At 70.1% G+C, this 24,842-nt stretch carries 1 protein-coding gene (only partly in view); it reads right to left on the bottom strand.

Annotated elements, in window-relative coordinates; translation table 11 throughout:
• Nucleotides 1-67: 67 nt before the first annotated feature.
• Nucleotides 68-24,842: the final stretch of a non-ribosomal peptide synthase/polyketide synthase gene (locus tag ACYVLQ_RS25385; protein ID WP_460700030.1), read on the bottom strand. Its footprint extends 27,527 nt past the window's final position; only the last 24,775 of its 52,302 coding nucleotides appear in the window; its start codon lies off the right edge, out of view; it ends in the stop codon at nt 68-70.

The following is a 24,842-nucleotide window of genomic DNA, read 5'->3' as shown; positions in this document are numbered from 1 at the left end:
ACCAAACGAACTCAGCCGTCCGGCCCGGTGCGGGATGTTGTTCACATCCCGCACCGGCCCGGATGCTTTACTCGGGTGCGATGATGCGGACCTCGTCGGCGGCGGGGTCGGTGGGTTCGCCCGGGGTGACGAACCAGTGGGTGACCTCGCCGTCTTCCAGGTCGGCCGCCACGTCGTCGCCCGGGAGGACGGACAGGGCGCCCGCGGTGGTCCAGGACAGGAACTCCGATACCGCGGCGGGGCCCGCGGCGGCGGTGGTGAACGTGGTCGACTCGTAGTCGATGTCGTTCGCCTCGCGGAGGGCGTCGGCGCGGTCGAGGGCCTGGTCCTGGGTCAGGGTGAGCCAGGTGCCGTCGGGGCCGGGGAGCACGAAGGCAGGGTGGTCCTCGTGCAGCGGACGTACCCGGTCGGCGTAGGAGACCGGGTGGGTCTGCGCCGCGGCCAGTTCCGCCCGCACCTTCGGATCCGAGGGCACCAGCCAGCGCACCGAGCTCGCAGCCGGTTCCAGCGTGATCCCGAAACCGGCTCCGGCGGAGACGATCTCGCCGAACGAGAGGCCCTCGGCGAACAGCGCCGCGGCACCGGCCTTCTGCACCGCCCACACCGCGACCACCGCATCGATCGAGCGCGGCAGCGTGACCGCGACGACGTCGCCGGGGCCCACGCCACGGGTGATCAGTACCCGGGCCAGCTGCGACGAGCGCGAATCCACCACGTGGTACGGGATTTCCGCGCCGTCGGACAGCAGCGCCGGAGCCTGCGGATCCTCCTCCACGACCGCGCCGAGCGTCTTGGCCACCGTGCGCGCCCCGACCCGGGCCGGTTGCGCCCCGGAATCCGCTGCGGTGACACCGGATTCGGCGAGGATGCGGGCCCGCTCGGCGGCATCGACGATATCGATGTCACCGACCGGCGTGGCCGGATCGCGCACGAACTCCGCCAGCACCCAGCTGAGCCGCTTCGCCAGCCGCTCCACCTCGTCGGCGGAGAACCGGTTGGTCAGGTACTCCAGGTTCAGCCCGAGCGCGGAACCCTCGGTCACCATGAGCGTCATCGGATAGTGCGTGCCGCCCTCGAAGTCGACGCCTGTCACCGACATGCCGTCGATGGAGCTGGCGGCCGCGATCGCGTCCCGGTCCACGGGGTAGGACTCGAAGACCAGCAGCGAGTCGAACATCACCGCGGGTCCGGCCACCCGCACGATATCGGTCAGGCCCACGTAGTGGTGATCGAGCAGGGCGGCCTGCTCGCTCTGCAGGCCGGTCAGCAGCTCGCCGACCGTGCGCCGCCCGTCCACGCGCACCCGCACAGGGAGCGTGTTGATGAACAGGCCCACCATCGACTCGATACCGGGCAGCTCCGGCGGACGACCGGAAACCGTCGCGCCGAACACCACGTCGTCGCGGCCGGTGAGACGGCCGAGCAGCACCGCCCACGCCGCCTGGACCAGGGTGTTCACCGTGATCCCGAGATCGGCGCAGAACTTGGTCAGCTGCTGCGTGCGCTCGGTGTCGAGTTCGGTTGCCAGCTTGGCGATCTCGTAGTTCTCGACCGACTTCGGCTGCGCCGCAAGCTGTGTCGGCTCGTCGACGCCGGACAGCGCCTCCGCCCACGCCCGCAGTGACGCCTCCCGGTCCCGGGTCGACAACCAGGCCAGGAAGTCCCGGTAGGACCCCGCCTCGGGCAGCACCGACCGGTCGCCGCGGGTCGCGTACAGCACCAGCAGATCCCGCATGAGCAGCGGCATCGACCAGCCGTCGAACAGGATGTGGTGCGCCGTGATCGCCAGCCGCCACCGGTCGCCGGTGCTGCGGAACAGCGCGAACCGCAGCAGCGGCGCGGTGGCCATATCGAAGCGGCCCGCCCGCTCCTGCGACAGCTCGCGCCGCAGCTCGGCCTCGGAGTCCTCGGCCGCCACATCGGTGAGATCGACCTCGCGCCACGGCAATTCGATGCGGTCGAGCACGATCTGCACCGGCTGCCCGCCCGTATCGGTGGTGAACGCCACCCCCAGGTTCGGGTACCGGTCGATCATGGCCTGCGCCGCCGTCCGCAGCCGCTCGACGTCCAGATCACCGGCGAAATCGATCACCGCCTGCTGGGAGTACACATCGACGCTCGACTGGGTCATCAGGGCGTGGAACAGCAGGCCCGACTGCAGCGGCGACAGCGGCCACACCTCGGTCATACCCGGGTAGGTCCGCTCCCACGCCTCGGCGTCGGCCGGGTCGACCCGCACCAGCGGTCCGGTCGGCAGCTCCAGCTCTTCCCCGGTGCCCAGCCGCGCCACGGCCGCCAGCCCCGCGATCGTGCGGTGCTCGAACACCTCCCGGGCACCGAACAGCACGCCGCGCGTCTTCGCCCGCGACACCAGCTGGATCGACAGGATGCTGTTGCCGCCCACGGCGAAGAAGTCGTCGTCGACGCCGATCTCCTCGCGGCCCAGCACGTCGGCGAACACCTCGGCGAGCGTCTGCTCCGTCGGTGTCGACGGCGCCCGGTAGGCCGTGGTCTCGAACTCCGGTTCCGGTAGCGCCTTGCGGTCCAGCTTGCCGTTCACGTTGAGCGGCAACGCCTCCAGCACCACGAACGCGGCGGGAACCATGTACGACGGCAGGGCCGCGGCGAGCGCGGTCCGCACCCGGTCGGTATCGAGGCTGTGGTCGGTCTCCGGGACCACATAGGCGACCAGGCGATCACCCAGGCGCTGATCGGATTTCGCCAGCACCGCGGTCTGCGCGATCTCCGGCAGCGCCAGCAGCGCGGCCTCGATCTCGCCGAGTTCGATCCGGAAGCCGCGGATCTTCACCTGGAAGTCGGTGCGGCCGCGGTAATCCAGTTCGCCGGTCGCGCTCCAGGCAACCAGGTCGCCGGTGCGGTACATCCGGGCACCTGGATCGAAGGGGTTGGCCACGAACCGATCCGCGCTCAGATCCGGGCGGCCGAAGTAGCCGCGCGCCAACTGCGCACCGGCCAGGTACAGCTCGCCCGGCACGCCGACGGGCACCGGCCGCAGTCGAGCGTCGAGCACGTAGACCTGGCTGTTCCATTCCGGCGCACCGATGGACACCGATACCGAGTCGGCGTCGGTGACCTCGTGGCTGGTGATCGACACCGCCGCCTCGGTCGGGCCGTAGAGGTTGAACAGGCCCGCCGCCGGGTTGGCGCGGCGGAACCGCTGCGCGGTCGTGCCCGGCAGCGCCTCACCGATCGCCAGCACCCGCCGCAGCGAATCCGGCAGCCTCCCACCGGATTCGGTGAGCAATGCGTCCAGCATCGACGGCACGACGTGCAGGGTCGTGACCGACTCCCGGCGCATCAGCTCGTTCAGGTACTCCGGATCCTGGTGCCCGTCGGCGGTGGCGATCACCAGGCGGCCGCCGCACACCGCGGCCGTCCAGAATTCCCACACCGACAGGTCGAAGGTCGCCGCCGTCTTCAGCAGCACCGCGTCGTCCGCGGTAAGGCCGAATTCGGCCGTCTCCCAGAGCAACTGGTTGACGATCGCGCCGTGCGGCACCGCCACGCCCTTCGGGCGGCCCGTCGAACCCGACGTGAAGATCACGTAGGCCGTATTCGAAGGATGCAGCGGGGCAACGCGATCCGCATCGGACAGCGAGGTACCCGGCAGGTCCGACAGATCCAGCTCGTCGAGCAGGACAACCGGCGCCGTCGTTCCGGCCAGCGCCGGAATCGAGACGTCACCTTCGCGCCCGTCTCCCGTCTCGGTCCCGGCGTTCGCCGGGATGACAGAGGGGTCGCCCGCGCTGGAGGAATCCGCCACGGCAGCAGGATCGCCCACGCCGGAGGAATCCCCCACGACAGCAGGATCGCCCACGCCGGAGGAGTCCGCCACGGCAGCAGGATCGCCCACGCCGGAGGCGTTGACGACGGAGGATGTCGTCAGGACGCATACCGGGTCGGCTGTCTCGAGGATGTAGCGGACGCGCTCGGCGGCCTGGTCCGGATCGACCGGCACGTACGTGCCGCCCGCGACCGATACCGCGTACATCGCCACGACCAGATCCGCCGAGCGGCGGAAGGCCAGTGCCACCCGCGACTCCGGACCCACGCCCAGCGAAACCAGGTGCCGGGCAAGGCGATTCACCTGTTCGCCGAGTTCGGCGTAGGTGACCGAGCCGCCGTCCGGCCCGACCACCGCCACCGCGTCCGGAGTCGAGGACACCGTCCGCTCCAGCAGCGATACCAGCGTCAGCGACCGGTCGACCTCGTGCCCGGTCGCATTCCAGCCCATGATCAGGTTCGCGCGCTCGCCGTCGGCGAGCAGCTCCAGATCGCCCACCGGCGTCGCCGGCGCGGCGACGATCTGCCGCAGCAGCCGCACGAAGCGGTCGGCGAAGTGCTCGACCGTCGCGGCGTCGAACAGGTCGGTGGCGTAGGTGAGGACACCGCCGATACCGGCCGGAACGCCGGACTCGTCGTAGCTGTCGGAGACGATCAGATGCAGATCGAACTGCGACAGCTGTGTGTCGTAGTCCACGCCCGACAGCCTCAGGCCCGGCAGCTCCAGGCTGGTCCGGCCCAGGTTCTGGAACGACAGGCCGACCTGGAACAGCGGGTGGTGCGCCGTCGAGCGCACCGGGTTGAGCACCTCGACCAGCCGCTCGAACGGCACGTCCGCGTGCGCGAAGGCCTGCAGATCCGATTCCCGCTGCCGCGCGAGCAGACGCTCGAACGACGCGCCCGCGTCCACCTGCGTGCGGAACACCAGGGTGTTGACGAACATGCCGATCAGATCGTCCAGCTCGCGCTCGCCGCGGCCCGCCATCGGCGTGCCGATCGCGATGTCCTCGGTCCCCGACAGCCGCGACAGCAATACCGCGAACGCCGTGTGCACGACCATGAACAGCGTCGCGCTCTCGCCGCGGGCCAGCTCGTTCAGTGCCCGGTGCAGCTCGGCGTCGATCTCGACCCCGACCTTGGCACCGGCGAACGACTGCATCGCCGGGCGCGGGCGATCCGACGGCAGGTCCAGCTGGTCCGGCAGGTCGGCCAGCGCCGCGCGCCAATACGCGATCTGCTTGGCGGACAACGATTCCGGATCGTCCTCGCTGCCCAGCAGCTCGCGCTGCCAGATGCTGTAGTCGGCGTACTGCACGGCCAACGGAGCCCAGCTCGGCGGCTCACCGACGGCGCGGGCCGCGTAGGCGGTCATCACGTCGCGGGTCAGCGGCGCCATCGAGGAACCGTCGCCGGAGATGTGGTGCACCACCATCGCCAGCACGTATTCGCCGGCGGCGCCGTCGATCTCGAACAGCGCCACCCGCAGCGGCACCTCGCTCGTGACGTCGAACGAGGTCGACACCACCGAGAGCACCGCGGATTCGATCGCGTCCGGTGCGACGGTGCGCAGCTCCAGCTCCGGAACCGCCTGTGCCACCGGCAGAATCACCTGGACCGGCCCCGAGGCTCCGCCCGGGGACTCGGACAGCGGAACCTCCGGGTACACCGTGCGCAGCACCTCGTGCCGGGCCACCACGTCGCCGATCGCCTCGCGCAGCGCGGTCACGTTCAGCTCGCCCGTCAACCGCACCGCCATGGGCACGTTGTAGGCCGCCGACTCCTGATCGAAGCGGTTCAGGAACCACATCCGCTGCTGCGCCAGCGACAGCGGAATCCGTTCCGGCCGTTCGATACTGCCCAGCGCGGGCGCGCCCGAGTCGCGGGTCTGCGATTCGACCGCCGCCGCGAATCCGGTGACGGTCGACCGCTCGAACAGCGCCCGCACCGGCACCCGGGTGCCCACCGCGGCGCCGACGCGCGCGATGACCTGGGTGGCGATCAGCGAGTTGCCGCCGAGTGCGAAGAAGTCGTCGTCGGCGCCGATCCGCTCGACGCCGAGCACCTCGGCGAAGACGCCCGCGACGATCTCCTCGATCGGCGTGGTCGGTGCGCGGAACTCCCGCTGCGTGAACGTCGGCTTCGGCAGGGCCTTGCGGTCCAGCTTGCCGCTCGCGTTGAGCGGGAACTCCTCCAGCGCGATGACCTGCGACGGGACCATATAGGTCGGCAGGCTCCGCATCGCCGCCTCCAGCAGCGGCGCTTGCTCGAGCCGGGCGCCGGGCGCGGGCACCGCGTAGACGACCAGCTGGTCGCCCAGCTCCGACGGCACCACCAGGGCGACCGCCTGGCTCACCGACGGATGCGCCAGCACCACGGACTCGATCTCGCCCAGTTCGATGCGCTGACCGCGGAACTTCACCTGGAAGTCGGCGCGGCCGATGTACTCCAGCACGCCACCGTCGCGCCACACCACGAGGTCACCCGTGCGATACATGCGCTCGCCACCGGCTCCGCCGCCGAACATCTCCCCGAAGGGGTCGGCCACGAAGCGATCCGAGGTCAGGTCCGGGCGCCGCATGTACCCGCGCGCCAGCTGTTCACCGGCCAGGTACAGCTCGCCGACCACCCCGGCGGGCACCGGCCGCAGCCGCGAATCCAGCACGTACAGGCGGGAATTGACCTCCGGGCGGCCGATCGGCACGCTCGGGCTCTCGGTGCCCGTGGCGGTCCAGTGCGCCACGGTGATCGCGGCCTCGGTGGGTCCGTACAGGTTGTGCACGGCGGCATCCGAGATCGCGTGCACCGCGGTCACGGTCTCCGGCGGCAGCGCCTCACCGGCCGCGAACACCGTCCGCAGCGTCGGCATGGCGCCGGGCGCGGTGTGGGCGGCGAGCACGGTCAGCATCGAGGGCACGAAGTCGGTGAACGTCACGCCCTGCGCGGCGATGGTTTCCGCCAGGTACAGCGGATCGCGATGCCCGTCGGGGGTGGCCACGACCAGCTTCGCCCCGGCGCGCAGCGTCATGAAGTAGCCCCACAGCGAGACGTCGAACGTCGTCGGGGTCTTCTGCAGGTACACGTCCTCGGCGGTCATCGGGTAGGCCCGCAGCATGACGGTGATCTGATTGTTGATCGCCGCGTGCGAGACCGACACACCCTTCGGGCGTCCCGTCGACCCGGACGTGAACAGCACGTACGCCGGGTTCTCCGGATGCACGGGCGCGAGCAGTTCGTCGGCCTGCACCGGGGTGCCGTCGAAACCGTCCAGGTCCACGGTGTCGAGGTTCATGATCTCGACACCGTCGGGCACCTCCACCAGATCCGCGGTCCGGGTCAGCACGCACACCGGCTGCGCCGTCTCCAGCACGTGCGCGATGCGCTCGGCCGGATGATCGGGATCCAGCGGCACGTACGCGCCGCCGGCCGTCACGATCGCGTACATGCCCACGACCAGATCCAGCGAACGCCGGATAGCCAGGCCGACAAGGGATTCCGGTCCGACGCCCTGGTAGATCAGGCGACGCGCCAGAATGTTGACCCGCTCATCGAACTCGCGATAGGTCAGCTCGGCGCCCTCGTAGACCACCGCGACCCGATCCGGGTGCTCCACCACCGCACGGCGATACCCGTCGAGCAGCAGTTCCGGATCCACCGGCTCCCGAGTGTCGTTCCACTCCAGCAGGATTCGGTCCCGCTCGGCCGCCTCGAGCACATCGAGGTCACGGACCCGGCGGCCCGCACCGGCCAGCAGTTCGTCGATGATGCGCCGCAGCCGCCGCGCCAGCGTCTCCACCTCGCCGGTGCTGAACCGGCTCAGCAGGTGTTCGAGCACGATCTCGATCGTCTGCTCGGCCTTGACCAGCAGGGTCAGCGGATAGTGCGTGCCGCCGGTCATTCCGGCGCCGACCACCGACACACCGTCGATCGCGCTCGCCGCGGTGATCGCGTCCTTGTCCACCGGATACGACTCGAACACCAGCAGCGAATCGAACTGCGCGCCGATGCCCGCCACCCGCTGGATATCGGGGAGGCCGACGTGATGGTGGTCCAGCAGATCCGCCTGCGCGCCTTGCAATCCGGTCAGCAACTCGGCGACGCTCGCCTGCTCGTCCACGCGCACCCGGACGGGCAGCGTGTTGATGAACAGGCCGACCATCGACTCGATACCGGACAGCTCCGGCGGGCGACCCGACACCGTCGCGCCGAACACCACATCGTCGCGGCCGGTCATGCGGCCGACCAGCACGCCCCACGCGGCCTGCACCAGCGTGTTGACCGTGATGCCCAGCTGGGCACAGAATTCCGCCACCCGACGGGTGTACTCGGCGTCGAGGTGGACCACCTGCTTGCCCGCCTCGTAGGTCTCCTCCGACTTCGGCTGCGGGGCGAGCACGGTGGGCCCGTCGACGCCGTCGAGCGCCCGCTGCCAGGCCCGCAGCGAGGCCTCCCGGTCCCGCCCGGCCAGCCAGGCCAGGAAGTTCCGGTACGAGGGCACCCGCGGCAGCGCGGAGACATCGCCGCGCACCGCGTACAGCACCAGCAGATCCTGCATGAGCAGCGGCATCGACCAGCCGTCGAACAGGATGTGGTGCGCGGTGATCGACAGGTGCCACGCCGCCTCGCCGGTGCGGAACGCCGCGAAGCGCAGCAGCGGCGAGATGGTCATGTCGAAGTGGGTGAGGCGGTCCGCCTCGAGCAGCCGCTCCAGCTCCGGCCGCCGCTCCGCCTCGGGCAGATCGGTGAGGTCGACCTCCCGCCAAGGCACTTCGACCTTGTCGAGCACGATTTGAACCGGCTCGCCCTGCGAATCGGCGACGAAGACCGCGCGCAGGTTCGGGTAGCGCTCCAGCATGCCCTGCGCGGCGCTGTGCAACCGCTGCAGGTCGAGGGCGCCGTCGAAGTCGACGACCGCCTGCTGGGTGTAGACGTCCACCGTCGCGGCGCTCAGCATCGCGTGGAACAGCAGACCCGACTGCAGGCTCGACAGCGGCCACACATCGGTCAGGCCCGGGAACTGCCGCTCCCACACCTCGATATCCGACTGCGCGGCGCGCACCAGCGGCAGATCCGACGGGGTCAGGCCGCCAGACTCCGGGCGGCGGGCGTGTTCGGCGAGCGCCGTGAGCGCCGCGACCCAGAGGTCGGCCAGCTCCTGCGCCTGCTCCCGGGTCAGCAGTCCGCTCGGGAACGCGAACGACGCGCCCAGCTGCGGGCCCTCGTCGCCGTCGGTGACGATCGCGTTGATGTCGAGCGTCGCGTTGGCGGGCATCGCCGCGTCCATCACCGCGGACAGCTCACCCAGGTCGTCCACGGGCACCCAGCCGATCTCGGCGAACTGCGCGGGGACGTCCGCGGTGGAGACGCGGCCCAGGTAGTTGAAGCTGATCTGGCCCGCATCGGGCAACCGCTCGGCGGTCTCCGGGTTCAAGTGCCGCAGCAGGCCGTAGCCGATGCCCTTGCCCGGCACTCCCAGCAGCTGCTCCTTGACGGATTTGACGATGCGGCCCAGGGCATCTCCGCCCGCGAAGGCCTCGGACAGGTTCGCGCCCGCGAGATCCAGCCGCACCGGGTAGACGCTGGTGAACCAGCCCACCGTGCGCGACAGATCCGCGCCCGGAACCGCTTCTTCCTCGCGGCCGTGGCCTTCCAAGCGGACCAGCGCGGCCGAACCGGACTGTTCCCCACGCCATTTCGCGACCGCCATGGCCAGCGCCGACAGCAGACCGTCGTTCACGCCGCCGTGGTACAGCCCCGGAATAGCGGTCAGGACCGCGTCGGTCACCGGGGCGGGCACGCTCACCCGCACGGAGTCCACGGTCGCGTTGGTGTCGACCGCCGGATCGAAGGCGCGCGATCCCAGCAGCGGATCCGGCGTCGCCGAAACCTCCTGCCAGAACGGCAGTTCCGGCTCCCGCTCCGCGGCGGAGTCGACCAGGGCGTGCGCCCAGCGCCGCATCGACGTGCCGTTGGCGGGCAGGGCCACCTGCTGGCCCGCGGCCAGCTGCGACCACGCGACGGCGAAGTCCGGGATCAGGATGCGCCACGACACACCGTCGACCACGAAGTGGTGCGCCGCTATGAGGAGCACGCCAGGGCGGTCACCTTGTCCGGTCGCCACTCCCTCCGCGGTTCCGTCGGCCGTTTCCGATCCGGTCGGGCCGAACGCGAACCAGACGAATTGCGCCATTGCCGCGTTCGCGGGATCCAGACGATCAAGCGCCGCATCGTATTCCACGTTCGCGAGGCGTGTCAGCTCCGCGTCGGAGATATCGCCGGGGACATCGACGCGGTGAACCAGCGCGTCCACGTCGACGGCCCCGCGGTCGAGAGCCTCGAAGGCCCAACCGTTCTCGGCGTCGCCGCCCAGTCGCGTGCGCAGCACGTCGTGGTGGTCGAAGACCGCGCCGATCGTCGCGACCAGGGTCGCCCGGTCGATGCCGTCCGGCAGGCGCAACGTCATCGACTGCGAGAACCGCTGGTACGACGAGGCATCCGACTTCGCCAGCACCGACGCCATGAACGGCAGCACCGGGATGTCGCCGACGCCACCGCCGGGCAGTTCGTCCAGCCGCTGCCGCTCGGCATCGGCGCCGGTCGTGGCGACCTCGGCGAGTCCGGCCACGGTGCGCCGCTCGAACACGTCACGCGGGGAGAACACCACGCCCCGGGCCTTGGCCCGCGACACCAGCTGGATGGACAGGATGCTGTCGCCGCCGAGCGCGAAGAACGAATCGTCCACGCCGACGCGCTCCAGGCCCAGCACCTCCGCGACCACCTCGGCGATGGTCGCCTCGATATCGCTGGTGGGAGCGCGGAATTCCTGCGAACCCAGCTCCGGATCCGGCAGCGCGGCGCGGTCCAGTTTGCCGACCGCGGTCACCGGGATCTTGTCGAGCACCACGATCGCCGTCGGCACCATGTACTCGGGCAGTCGGCCGGAGAGGAACTCCGTCACCTGCACCACGTCGACGGTGTGCTCGGCGACCGCGCGCACATAGGACACCAGGATGTCGGTGCCCGCCTCGGTCTTGCGGCCGAGCGTCACGGCGAAGTCGATATCCGGGTGCGCGGTGAGCGCGGCGTCGATCTCACCCAGTTCGATGCGGTAGCCGCGGACCTTCACCTGGAAGTCGGTGCGGCCCACGTATTCCAGGGCGCCTGCCCCACCGTCGACCTCGCGCCACACCACCAGGTCACCGGTGCGGTACATCCGCTCGCTCGTGCCGAATGGGTTGGCCACGAACCGATCCGCTGTCAGGTCCGGGCGCGCCGCATAGCCGCGCGCCAGCTGATCACCCGCGAGATACAGCTCACCCGCGACACCCGCCGGAACCGGCCGCAGCCGCGAATCCAGCACGTACAGCTGGGTGTTCCACTGCGGCAGGCCGATCGGCACGGTGCGCCGCTCGGCGCCCGACACCGGCCAGTGGGTGACGGTGACCGCCGCCTCGGTCGGACCGTAGACGTTGTGCACGGCCGCGTCCGACACCGCGCGCAGTGCCGCGACGGTCTCCGGCGGCAGCGCCTCGCCGGCCGCGAACACCGTCCGCAGCGTCGGCACGCTGCCGGGAGTCAGCTCCGAGGCGAACACCGCGAGCAGCGAGGGCACGAAGTCGGTGAACGTCACGCCCTGCGCGGCAATGGTTTCCGCCAGGTAGGCCGGATCGCGATGCCCGTCCGGGGTGGCCACGACCAGCTTCGCGCCGATGCGCAGCGGCATGAAGTAGCCCCACAGCGAGACGTCGAACACCGTGGCGGTCTTCTGCAGGTACACGTCGTCGATGCCGAGCGCGTACTCCTCCAGCATCCAGGTGATCTGGTTCTGGATCGCGAAGTGCGACACCGCCACACCCTTCGGGCGCCCGGTCGACCCCGAGGTGAAGATCACGTAGGCCGGATTCTCCGCGCGCACCGGGCGCAGCAGTTCCTCGGACCGCACCGGGCTCGCGTCGATATCGCTCAGGTCCAGCGTGTCGAGGTTCAGGATCTCGATACCCTCGGGCATCGGGACCTCGTCCACGGTGCGGGTGAGCACGCACACCGGTTGCGCCGTCTCCAGCACATACGCGATGCGCTCGGCCGGGTGATCCGGATCCAGCGGCACATAGGCGCCACCGGCGGACAGCACGGCGTACATCCCGACCACGAGGTCGAGCGAGCGCCGGACGCCCAAGGCGACAAGCGATTCCGATCCGACGCCCTGCGAGATCAGGCGCCGCGCGAGGCGGTTCACCCGCTCGTCGAACTCGCGATAGGTCAGCTCCGCGCCCTCGTAGACCACCGCGACCCGATCCGGATGCGCGGCGGCCGCACGGCGGTAGCCGTCGAGCAGCAGTTCGGGCGCGACCTCGCGCCGAGTGTCGTTCCACTCCACCAGGATTCGATCGCGCTCGGCATTGCCGAGGACGTCGATGTCGGCGACCCGGCCCTTGGGATCGGCCAGCAGCTCGTCCACGATCCGCAGCAGCCGCGTCGCCAGCAGCTCCACCTCGTCGGCGGTGAATCGGCTGAGCAGGTGCTTGAGCTGCAGCACGACGGTCGTGTCGGCGGTGACCATCACCGTGATCGGGTAGTGGGTGTCGTCCTTGATCCCGGCGTCGAGCACCGACATGCCGTCGATGGAGCTGGTCGCGGCGATCGCGTCCTTGTCCACCGGGTACGACTCGAACACCAACAGCGAATCGAACTGTGCGCCGATGCCCGCCGCCCGCTGGATCTCCGGAAGGCTCACATAGTGGTGATCGAGCAGATCCGCTTGCGCGCCTTGCAATCCGGTGAGCAGCTCGGCAACCGTCGCGTGGCCGTCGATGCGCACCCGCACGGGCAGCGTGTTGATGAACAGGCCGACCATCGACTCGATACCGGGCAGTTCGGCCGGACGGCCGGAGACCGTGGCGCCGAACACCACGTCGTCGCGGCCGGTCATGCGGCCGACCAGCACGCCCCACGCGGCCTGCACCAGCGTGTTCATCGTGATGCCGAGTTCGGCGCACAGGCGCTTGAGGCGCTGCGTGCGGTCGGCGTCGATCTCGACGACCCGCTTGCCGATCTCGTAGGTCTCGTCGAGCGTGGTCTGCGGGGCCAGCTGGGTGGGTTCGTCCACCCCGGCCAGCGCCTGCCGCCAGGTGTCGAGCGACTCCTGCTTGTCCCGCCCGGCCAGCCAGCCGAGGTAGGTCCGGTAGGACGACGGCCGCGGCAGTGCCGAGCTGTCGCCGCGAACCGCGTACAGCACCAGCAGATCCCGCATCAACAGCGGCATGGACCAGCCGTCGAGCAGGATGTGGTGGGTGGTGATCACCAGCTGCCACTCGTCCGGCGCGAGCCGGTACACGGTGTAGCGCAGCAGCGGCGGCGCGGACAGGTCGAAGTGCGTCGCCCGGTCCCCGGCGATCAGCCGGTCCAGTTCGGCAGGTCGCTGCTCGGCGGGCAGACCGGTGAGATCCACCTCGCGCCACGGCACCTCGACCCGGTCCAGCACCACCTGCACGGAGGCGCCCTCGAGGTCGGCGACGAACGCGGTCCGCAGGTTCGGGTAGCGCCGCAGGACGGCCTGTGCCGCCACCCGCAGCCGCGCGGTGTCGAGCGCGCCGCCCAGGTTCACCACCGCCTGGATGGTGTAGACGTCGAAGGTCGACTGGGTCAGCAGGGCGTGGAACAGCAGGCCCGACTGCAGCGTGGACAGCGGCCACACGTCGACCAGGCCGGGGAACTGCCGCTCCCAGCCCTCGACATCGGACTGCGTGGCCCGGACCAGCGCCAGGTCGGACGGGGTGAAGCCGCCGGAACCGGGACGCCGCGCGTGCGCCGCGAGCGCGGTCAGCGCGTCGATCCACAGGTCGGCGAACTCCTGCACCCGGTCGGCGGTCAGCAGTCCGGCTGGGTAGGCGAAGGTGGCGCTCAGCTGCGGGCCCTCGTCGCCGTCGGTGACGATCGCATTGATATCGACGACGCCGTTGGCGGGCATATCGGCATCCTGAAGCCCGGACACCTCGCCCAGGTCGGCGACCGGCATCCAGCCCAGTTCCGCCAATCCCTCCGGCGCGTCCCCGGTGGAGACACGGCCCAGGTAGTTGAAGCTGATCTGACCGGAATTACCCAGTTGCGCGCCGGTCTCCGGGTTCAGGTAGCGCAGCAGGCCGAATCCGAGGCCCTTGTCGGGCACCGCGAGCAGCTGCTCCTTGACCGATTTGACGATGCGCCCCACCGTGTTTCCGCCGTCGAAGGCGTCGTTCAGGTCGGCGCCCGCGAGATCCAACCGGACCGGGTAGACGCTGGTGAACCAGCCCACCGTGCGCGACAGATCCGCACCCGGGACGACCTCCTCCTCGCGGCCGTGGCCCTCCAGCCGGATCAGCGCGGACGAACCCGACTGTTCCCCACGCCATTTCGCGATCGCCATGGCCAGGGCCGACAGCAGGCCGTCGTTCACGCCGCCGTGGTACTGGCCCGGGACGGCCGTGAGCACCGCGTCGGTGACATCGGCCGGGAGCGTGATCTGAATTCGTTCGACGGTCGCGTTGGTGTCGATCGCCGGATCGAATGCCCGCGAGCCCATCAGCGGGTCCGGCGTCGCCGAAATCTCTTGCCAGAACGGCAGTTCCGCGACCCGATCCGCGGCCGAGGCCTCCTCGACCAAGGCGTGCGCCCAGCGCCGCATGGAGGTCCCGTTGGCGGGCAGCGCCACCGGCTGGCCCGCGACCAGCTGCGACCAGGCCATCGCGAAGTCCGGGATCAGGATGCGCCACGACACGCCGTCGACCACGAAGTGGTGCCCGGCGATCATCAGCACGTCCCGGCGCGCGGCACCGTCGAAGGCGAACCACACGAACTGCACCATCGCGGCGTTCGCGGGATCCAGGCGGCCCAGCGCCGCATCGTATTCCGCGCTCGCCAGACGGGTCAGCTCGTCGTCGGCGATGTCCGCGGACACCTCGATCCGGTGCACGAGCGCGTCGACGTCGACGGTGCCCCGCTCCAGAGCCTCGAATTCCCAGCCGTTCTCGATATCGCCGCGCAGCCGCGACCGCAGCACGTCGTGGTGGTCGAAGACCGCGCCGATCGTCGCGACCAGGGTCGCCCGGTCGATGCCGTCCGGCAGGCGCAACGTCATGGACTGCGAGAACCGCTGGTACGACGAGCCGCTCGACAGGAAGTGCGTCATCACCGGCAGCACCGGGATCTCGCCCACGCCGCCGCCCGGCAGCTCGGTCAGCCGCGGCCGCTCCACGCCCGCGCCCAGCGCGGCGACTTCAGCTAGACCGGCCGCGGTGCGCTGCTCGAACACATCGCGCGGGCTGAAGTTCAGCCCGCGTGCCTTGGCACGCGACACCAGCTGAATCGACAGGATGCTGTCGCCGCCGAGTGCGAAGAAGGAGTCGTCCACGCCAACCCGGTCGACGCCGAGCACGTCGGCGAACACCTCGGCGATGAGCGCCTCGGTTTCGCTTGCGGGAGCACGGAATTCGCGTGCCGTGAAGACCGGCTCCGGCAGCGCCCGGCGATCCAGCTTGCCGACCGGGGTCAGCGGGATCTCGTCGAGCACCATGATCGAGGTCGGGACCATGTACTCCGGCAGCGTGACCGAGATGTGCTCGGTCAGCTGCGCCGCGTCGACGGTCTGCCCCGCCGCCGCGTGCACGTAGGAGACCAGGATGGTCGAGCCCACATCGGTCCTGTGACCCACCGTGACCGCGAAGTCGACGGTCTCGTGCGAGGTGAGGGCGGTGTCGATCTCGCCCAGCTCGATACGGAAGCCGCGGACCTTGACCTGGAAGTCGGAGCGGCCCACGTATTCCAGGCGGTGCTCGATCTCGCCATCGCGCAGTTCGCGGGCCTTCCACCGGACCACGTCGCCCGTGCGGTACATCCGCTCGCCCGGGAGGTACGGATTGGCCACGAACTTGTCGGCGGTCAGCCCGGCGCGCGCGTGGTAGCCGCGCGTCACCTGCGGACCCGACATGTACAGCTCGCCCGCGACACCGTCCGGCACCGGCTGCAGCCGGTTGTCCAACACCAGCGACCGGACGCCGCGGTTCGGGCCGCCGATCGTCAGGGCATCGCCCGGCAACAGCGGTGCGCCGATATTGACCACGACCGTGGTTTCGGTCGGGCCGTACACGTTGTGGAACGCGCGGACGGGACCGTTCTCGCCGAGCGGGATGGCCCACTTCGCCAGCAGCTCGGGCGAATACGCCTCACCACCAACTGCCAGCACGCGCAGGCTGTCCAGGCCGGTCGGGTCGAACGTCGCCAGGGCCGCAGGAGTGATGAACAGGTGGGTGACCTGCTCGCGGCGGATCAGCTCATACAGCTCCTCGCCGCCGAACACACCTGTCGGAACGACCACGAGCGCACCGGCGGGGCCGATCGCGAGCAGCAGCTCCATGATCGACGCGTCGAAGCTCGGGGACGAGAAATGCAGTGTGCGCGAACCGGAATCGAGGTTGTACCGCTCGATCTGCTCGGCGCTGAGGTTCGCCAGGCCCGCGTGCGGGACGACCACGCCCTTCGGCACGCCGGTCGATCCCGAGGTGTAGATGACGTACGCCAGGTTCTTCGGGCGCACGGGGCGCAGCCGGTCGTCGTCCGACACTGCCTCGTCGCTGTACTGTTCCAGGTCGAGTTCGTCCAGAACCAGCCATTCCACCGAATCCGGCAGATCGGCTCGGACCGACGACACGGTAAGACCCACGGGCGCACCGGAATCGGTGAGCATGTGCTCGATGCGGTCCGACGGATAGGTCGGGTCGATCGGCACGAATGCCGCACCCGACTTGGTCACGCCCCACTCCGCGAAGTAGGAATCGCTCGACCGCGGAATCGCGATCGCGACGAAATCCTCCGTGCCGAGACCGCGTTCGATCAGCAAGCGCGCCAAGCGATTCGACCGCTGATCCAGCTCACCGTAGGTCAGCCGGACATCGCGGAAGATGACCGCCGGGGCCGACGGATCGCGAGACACGGCCTCCGCCAGCATCTCCGGCAGCGTCCGCGCCGGAACCGCCGGACCGCCGGTGCGGCGCACGACCTCGGCGCGCTCGGCCGCATCCAGAATGTCGATCGCCCCGACCGCGACCTCCGGATCGACCGCGATCACCCGCAGCAAGCGGGTGAAACGCTCGGCGAATCCCTCGACCGTGGCCGCGTCGAAAAGGTCACGGGCGTAGGAGAACTCGGCCAGCATCCGGGAGCCGTCGGCCGCCTCCCGCACCGTCAGCGACAGGTCGAACTTCTCGATACCGGCGTCGAATTCGACCGCGCCGACCCGCAGCCCGGGTAGTTCGAAGGCGGTCTCGGGCAGGTTCTCGAACGACAGCGCCACCTGGAACAGCGGATGCCGCGCGGTGGAACGCTCCGGCTGCAGCAGCTCCACCAGCCGCTCGAACGGAATGTCGGCGTGGGCGAAGGCGTGCAGGTCGGTGTCGCGGGCCCGGGTGAGCAGGTCGCGGAAGCTCCGCTGTCCGCGCACCTCGGTGCGCAGCACCACGGTGTTGACGAACATGCCGATCATCTCGTCGAGTTCGGCCTCGCCGCGGCCCGCGATCGGGCTGCCGACGGCGATGTCCTCGGTGCCCGACAGCCGCGCCAGGAACACCGCGAGAGCGGCGTGCACGACCATGAACAGGGTGGTGTTCTGTTCGGCCGCGATCTGCCGCAGCGCCGCGCGCAACTCGGTGTCGATCGGGAACACCACGCGCCCACCGGCATACGACGGCACGGTCGGCCGTGCCCGGTCGGCGGGCAGGTTCAGCTCGTCGGGCAGGTCGGCCAACGCGGTGCGCCAGTAGTCGGCCTGCGCGGAGATCAGGCTCTCCGGATCGTCCTCCGAGCCCAGCACGGTGCGCTGCCAGACGCTGAAGTCCGCGTACTGCACCGGCAGCGGCGTCCAGGCCGGGGCCTCGCCGGTGGACCGCGCACTGTAGGCCAGCATCACGTCCCGGGTCAGCGGCCCCATCGACCACCCGTCCGCGGCAATGTGATGCGCCACGAACACCAGCACGTATTCGCTTGCGGCCGTGGGCATGACGGGAATGGCTGCGCCGGATTCGGTCGCGTCCGCAACGCGCAGCAGTCGAGCCCGCAGCGGCACCTCGGTCGTCACGTCGAAGCCGGTGGTGATCAGCTCGGCGATGGTGTCCCGCAACGCTTCCGGGGCCACGTCGACCGGAGTGAGGTCCGGCACCGCCCGATCGGCGGGCAGCACGACCTGGTGCGCAATGCCGTCGGCGTCCGGGTAGCTGGTGCGCAGGATCTCGTGGCGCTCCACCAGATCCCGCACCGCGGCCTGCAGCGCGTCCACGTCCAGATCACCGGACAGCCGGACCGCGACCGGCACGTGGTACGCGGCCGACTGCTGGTCGAACCGATTCAGGAACCACATGCGCTGCTGCGCCAGCGACAGCGGCACGCGGTCCGGGCGCTGCCCCGTCACCAGCGCGGGGCGGCCGCCGGAGCCGGCGTGCTGCGCGACCCGGGCCGCCAGCGCGGCCACGGTCGAGTAGTCGAACAGATCCCGCACCGGGACCCGCGCCTCGAGCGCCGCGCTCAACCGCGCGACCACCTGGGTGGCGATCAGCGAGTTGCCGCCGAGGGCGAAGAAGTCGTCGTCGGCGCCGACGCGTTCGACGCCGAGCACCTCGGCGAAGACGCCCGCCACAAGCTCCTCGACCGGGGTCGAGGGCGCCCGGAACTCGCGCTGCGTGAACGTCGGCTCCGGCAGCGCCTTGCGGTCCAGCTTGCCGCTGGTATTGAGCGGGAACGCATCCAGCGCCACGATCGCGCCGGGCAGCATGTAGGCGGGCAGTGTCTGGGCGGCGGACGCCAGCAGCTCGTCCTGATCGATCGTGGCGTCCGGTGCCGGGACGACGTATGCCACCAGTTGGTCGCCCAGTTCGGACGGCAGCACCAGGGCGACGGCCTGGCTCACCGAAGGCTGCGCCAACAGCGCCGATTCGATCTCACCCAGTTCGATGCGCTGCCCGCGGAACTTCACCTGGAAGTCGGTGCGCCCGATGTACTCCAGCACCCCACCCTCGCGCCACACCACGAGATCACCGGTGCGATACATGCGCCCACCCGTGCCAGCAGCCCCGAAGGGGTTGGCCACGAACCGATCCGAGGTCAGATCGGGGCGGGCAACATACCCGCGCGCCAACTGGACACCGGCGAGATACAGCTCACCCGGGACCCCGGCGGGCACCGGCCGCAACCGCGAATCCAGCACGTACACCTGAGAATTCCACTGCGGCCGCCCGATCGGCACGCTCGACCGCTCCTCGCCCGTGGCGGGCCAGTACGTGATCGACACCGCCGCCTCGGTCGGACCGTACAGGTTGTGCACCGCGGCATCCGACACCGACCGCAGCGCGGCAACGGTCTCCGGCGGCAGCGCCTCGCCGACCGCGAAGACGTCGCGCAGCGTCGGCACCGACCCGGCGGCCGTGTGCGCGGCGAACACCGTGAGCATCGAGGGCACGAAGTCGGTGACCGTAACACGCTGTGCGGCAATCGTTTCCGCGATATACCGCGGGTCGCGATGGCCGTCGTGGGTGGCGACCACCAGCTTCGCCCCGGCCCGCAGCGGCATGAAATAGCCCCACAGCGACACGTCGAACGTGGTCGCGGTCTTCTGGAAGTAGACGTCGTCGACACCCATCGGGTACTCGGCCAGCATCCAGGTGATCTGGTTGTGAATTGCCCCGTGCGAGACCGTGACACCCTTCGGGCGACCCGTCGACCCCGACGTGAAGATCACGTAGGCCGGGTTGTCCGGATGCACGGGCTCGAGCAGTTCGTCGGCTTGCACCGGGGTTGCGTCGAAACCGTCGAGATCCACGGTGTCCATGTGCAGCACCGGGACGTCGCCGGGCACGGGCACCGCGTCCGCCGTCGTACTGAGCACACACACCGGCTGCGCGGTCTCCAGCACGTGCGCGATGCGCTCGGCCGGATTATCCGGATCCAGCGGCACGTACGCACCGCCCGCGGTGATGATCGCGTACATGCCGACGACCAGGTCCAGCGACCGCCGCACGGCCAGGCCGACCAGCGACTCCGGTCCTACATCCTGATAGATCAGGCGGCGGGCCAGCACGTTGACCCGCTCGTCGAACTCGCGATAGGTCAGCTCGTGGCCCTCGAAGGCCACTGCGACCCGATCCGGATGCTCGGCCACCGCGCGGCGATAGCCGTCGAGCAGCATTTCGGGAGCGACCTCGTGCCGAGTGTCGTTCCACTCCACCAGGATTCGATCCCGCTCGCCGCTGTCGAGCAGCTCGAGGTCACCGATCGGGGTCCGCGGCGCGGCGATGATCTCGCCGAACAGCCGCACCAGCCGATCCACGAAGCCCCGCACGGTCGACTCGTCGAACAGATCGATCGCGTAGGTGAGGAAGCCGCCGATGCCCGCCGGGGCGCCGGACTCGTCGTACCGGTCGGACACGATCAGATGCAGATCGAACTGCGACTGCTCGGTGTCGATATCCATGCCGCCGACGGTCAGGCCGGGCAGTTCCAGCGTCGGCAGCGCGATGTTCTGGAACGACAGGCCCATCTGGAACAGCGGGTGCCGCGCCGTGGAGCGCACCGGGTTCAGCACCTCCACCAGGCGTTCGAACGGCACGTCGGCGTTCGCGAACGCCTGGATATCGGTCTCGCGCTGACGAGCGAGCAGTTCGGTGAACGCCGCGCCCGCGTCGGCCCGGGTGCGGAACACCAGGGTGTTCACGAACATGCCGATGAGGTCGTCGAGCGCGGCCTCGCCGCGGCCTGCCATCGGCGTGCCGATCGCGATGTCCTCGGTCCCCGACAACCGCGACAGCAATACCGCGAACGCCGTGTGCACGACCATGAACAGCGTCGCACCCTCGGCGCGCGCCAATTCCACCAGCGCCCGGTGCATTTCGGCATCGATGTGGATATCGACCTTGCCGCCCGCGAACGACTGCGTGGCGGGGCGCGGGCGATCCGACGGCAGATCCAGCTGCTCCGGAAGATCAGCCAGCGCGGTCTTCCAGTAGCCGACCTGCTTGGCCGCCAACGATTCCGGGTCGTCCTCGCTGCCCAGCACCGCACGCTGCCAGACGCTGTAGTCCGCGTACTGCACCGACAGCGGGGCCCAGCCCGGCGCCTCACCCGCGGCGCGCGCCGCGTAGGCGGTCACCAGGTCGCGGGTCAGCGGACCCGCGGACGAGCCGTCACCGGCGATGTGATGGATCACCATCGCGAGCACGTATTCCCGGTTACCCACCTCGAACAGCACGACCCGCAGCGGCACCTCGGTGGTGACGTCGAAGCCGTTCGAGAAGAACTCGATCACGGCCGCCTCGATGGCCTCCGGGGCTACGATCCGCACCTCGAGTTCGGGTACCGCCTGTCCCGGCGGCAGGATCACCTGGACGGGCCCCGGGGTTGCGCCCGGGGAATCAGGCAGGGGAACCTCGGGGTACACCGTGCGCAGCACCTCGTGCCGGGCGACCAGGTCACCGATCGCCGCTCGCAGCGCCGCGACGTCGAGATCGCCGGACAGGCGCACCGCGATCGGCACGTTGTAGGCGGCGGACTGCTGATCGAAGCGGTTGAGGAACCACATCCGCTGCTGCGCCAGCGACAGCGGAATCCGCTCGGGCCGTTCGATACTGCCGAGTTCGGCGGCGCGCACGCCGTGGGCCTGCGACTCCACCGCCGCGGCCAGCGCGGCCACGGTAGGCGTCTCGAACAGCGCGCGCATCGGCACCCGGGCGCCGACCGCGGCGCCCAGGCGGGCGATCACCTGGGTGGCGATCAGCGAGTTACCACCGAGGGCGAAGAAGTCGTCGTCGGCGCCGACGCGGGCCACGCCGAGCACATCGGCGAAGACCCCGGCCACGATCTCCTCGATCGGCGTGGACGGGGCGCGGAACTCGCGCCGCTCGAATGTCGGCTGCGGCAGCGCCTTACGATCCAGCTTGCCGCTGGTGTTCAGCGGGAAGGCGTCCAGCGCCACGACCGCGGCCGGAATCATGTAGGCGGGCAACGTCTGTCCCGCCGCCGCCAGCAGGGCGCCCTGGTCGATCGACGCGCCGGGCGCCGGAACCACGTAGGCCACCAGCTGATCGCCCAGATCCGACGGCACCACCAGCGCGACGGCCTGACTCACCGACGGCTGCGCCAGCAGCGCCGATTCGATATCGCCCAGCTCGATGCGCTGACCGCGGAACTTCACCTGGAAGTCGGTGCGGCCGATGTATTCGAGCACGCCGCCCTCGCGCCAGACCACGAGGTCACCGGTGCGGTACATCCGCCCGCCTCCGACTCCGTCGGCGCCCATATCCCCGAAGGGGTTCGCAATGAACCGATCCGACGTCAGGTCGGGACGGGTGACATACCCGCGCGCCAACTGGTCACCGGCCAGGTACAGCTCACCCGCGACACCCGCCGGGACCGGCCGCAGCCGCGAATCCAGCACGTACACCTGGGAATTCCACTGCGGCACACCGATCGGCACGCTGCCGCGCTCGTCCCCGGTCGCCGGGCGGTAGGTAATCGACACCGCCGCCTCGGTCGGCCCGTACAGGTTGTGCACGGTCGCGGAGGTCACGGCGCGCATCGCCGCGACGGTCTCCGGCGGCAGCGCCTCGCCGATCGCGAAGACCTCGCGCAGCGTCGGCACCGAGCCCGCCGGGGTGTGGGCGGCGAACACCGTCAGCATGGACGGCACGAAGTCGGTGACCGTGACCCGCTGCGCCGCAATCGTTTCCGCCAGGTAGGCGGGATCTCGATGGCCGTCGGGGGTGGCTACGACCAGCTTCGCCCCGGCGCGCAGCGGCATGAAGTAGCCCCACAGCGAGACGTCGAACGTGGTCGCGGTCTTCTGCAGGTACACATCCTCGACGCTCATCGGGTATTCCGACAGCATCCAGGTGGTCTGGTTGTGGATCGCCGCGTGCGATACGGCCACACCCTTCGGGCGGCCGGTCGAACCCGACGTGAAGATCACGTAGGCCGGGTTGTCCGGGTGCACCGGGCCGCGGAGTTCCTCGGCCCGCACCGGCTCGCCGCCGAAGCCCGACAGGTCCACGGTGTCGATCTCCACGACCGGCGCCTCGCCCGGAACGGCGAAATCGTCATGCGCGGCGATGAGGACGCACACCGGGGTGGCGGTGTCGAGGACGTACCCGATCCGCTCGGCCGGATGATCCGGGTCCAGCGGCACGTACGCGCCACCGGCGGTGATGATCGCGTACATGCCGACCACCAGGTCCAGCGAGCGCCGGACCGCGAGGCCCACCAGCGACTCCGGACCCACGCCCTGCGAGATCAGGTGCCGCGCAAGGCGGTTCACCCGCTCGTCGAACTCGCGATAGGTCAGCTCCGCGCCCTCGTAGACCACCGCGACCCGATCCGGATGCGCGGCGACCGCGCGGCGGTAGCCGTCGAGCAGCAGTTCGGGAGCGACCTCGCGCCGAGTGTCGTTCCAGTTCAGCAGCATTCGGTCGCGCTCGGCACCGGCGAGCAGCTCCAGGTCGCCGACCGCGGTGCGCGGCGTGGCGACGATCTCGCCCAGCAGCCGCACGAAACGGTCGACGAAGCCCTGCACCGTCTCCCGCTCGAACAGGTCGGTGGCATAGGTCAGGAAGCCGGACAGACCCGCCGGTTCGCCCGCCTCGCCGTAGTTGTCGGCGACGATCAGATGCAGGTCGAACTGCGACAGCCCCGTGTCCAGATCGAGCCCGGAGACGCGCAGCCCGGGCAGTTCCAGGCTGGTCTGTGCCAGGTTCTGGAACGACAGGCCCACCTGGAACAGCGGGTGCCGCGCCGTGGAGCGCACCGGGTTCAGCACCTCGACCAGGCGCTCGAACGGCATGTCGGCGTTCGCGAACGCCTGGATGTCGATCTCGCGCTGGCGCGCCAGCAGATCGGTGAACGAGGCCCCGGAATCGACTCGCGTGCGGAACACCAGGGTGTTGACGAACATGCCGATCAGGTCGTCCAGCACCGCTTCGCCGCGGCCGGACATCGGGGTACCGATCGCGATGTCCTCGGTCCCCGACAACCGCGACAGCAATACCGCGAACGCCGTGTGCACGACCATGAACAGCGTCGCGCCCTCGGCGCGCGCCAATTCGCCCAGTGCCCGGTGGATTTCGGCGTCGATCTCGATCGCGACCTTGCTGCCGGCGAAGGTCTGGGCCGCGGGACGCGGGTAGTCCGCCGGCAGATCCAGCTGCTCGGGGAGGTCCGCCAGCGCGGTCTTCCAGTAGCCGATCTGCTTGGCCGCCAACGACTCCGGGTCGTCCTCGCTGCCCAGCACCTCGCGCTGCCAGATGCTGTAGTCGGCGTAATGCACCGACAGCGGGGCCCAGCCCGGCGCCTCACCGGCGGCGCGCGCCGCGTAGGCGGTCATCAGGTCGCGGGTGAGCGGTCCGGCCGACGAGCCGTCGCCGGAGATGTGGTGGATGACCAGCGCCACGACATAGTCGCCGGTCGCCTCGGCGTCCTCGCGGTCGGTGAGGTCGAACAGCGCGACCCGCAGCGGCACCTCGGTGGTGACATCGAAGATCGTCGAGATCAGCTCCAGGACGGCGGCCTCGATCTCGGACGGTGCGACGGGACGGACCTCGAGCTCCGGAAGCGCCTGCGCCACCGGCAGAATCACCTGCACGGGAACGCCGTCGACCTCCGGGTAGACGGTCCGGAGCACCTCGTGGCGGGCCACCAGGTCCCCGACCGCCGCCCGCAGCGCCTCGATATCCAGCGCGCCGGTCAACCGCACGACCATCGGCACGTTGTACGCCGCGGACTGCTGATCGAACCGGTTCAGGAACCACATGCGCTGCTGCGCCAGCGACAGCGGGATGCGCTCGGGCCGCGGACCGGCCACCAGCTCGCGGCGGCCGGAGCCGACCTGGCCCTCCACTCGCATGGCCAGCGCGCCCACCGTGGACGCCTCGAACAGCAAGCGCACGGGGACACGGGTGTTCAGCGCGGCGCCGAGGCGGGCCACCACCTGCGTGGCGATGAGCGAGTTGCCGCCCAGTTCGAAGAAGTCGTCGTCGACA

The sequence above is a fragment of the Nocardia thraciensis genome (assembly GCF_054782435.1).
This window is presented reverse-complemented; position numbering and strand designations above follow the sequence as displayed.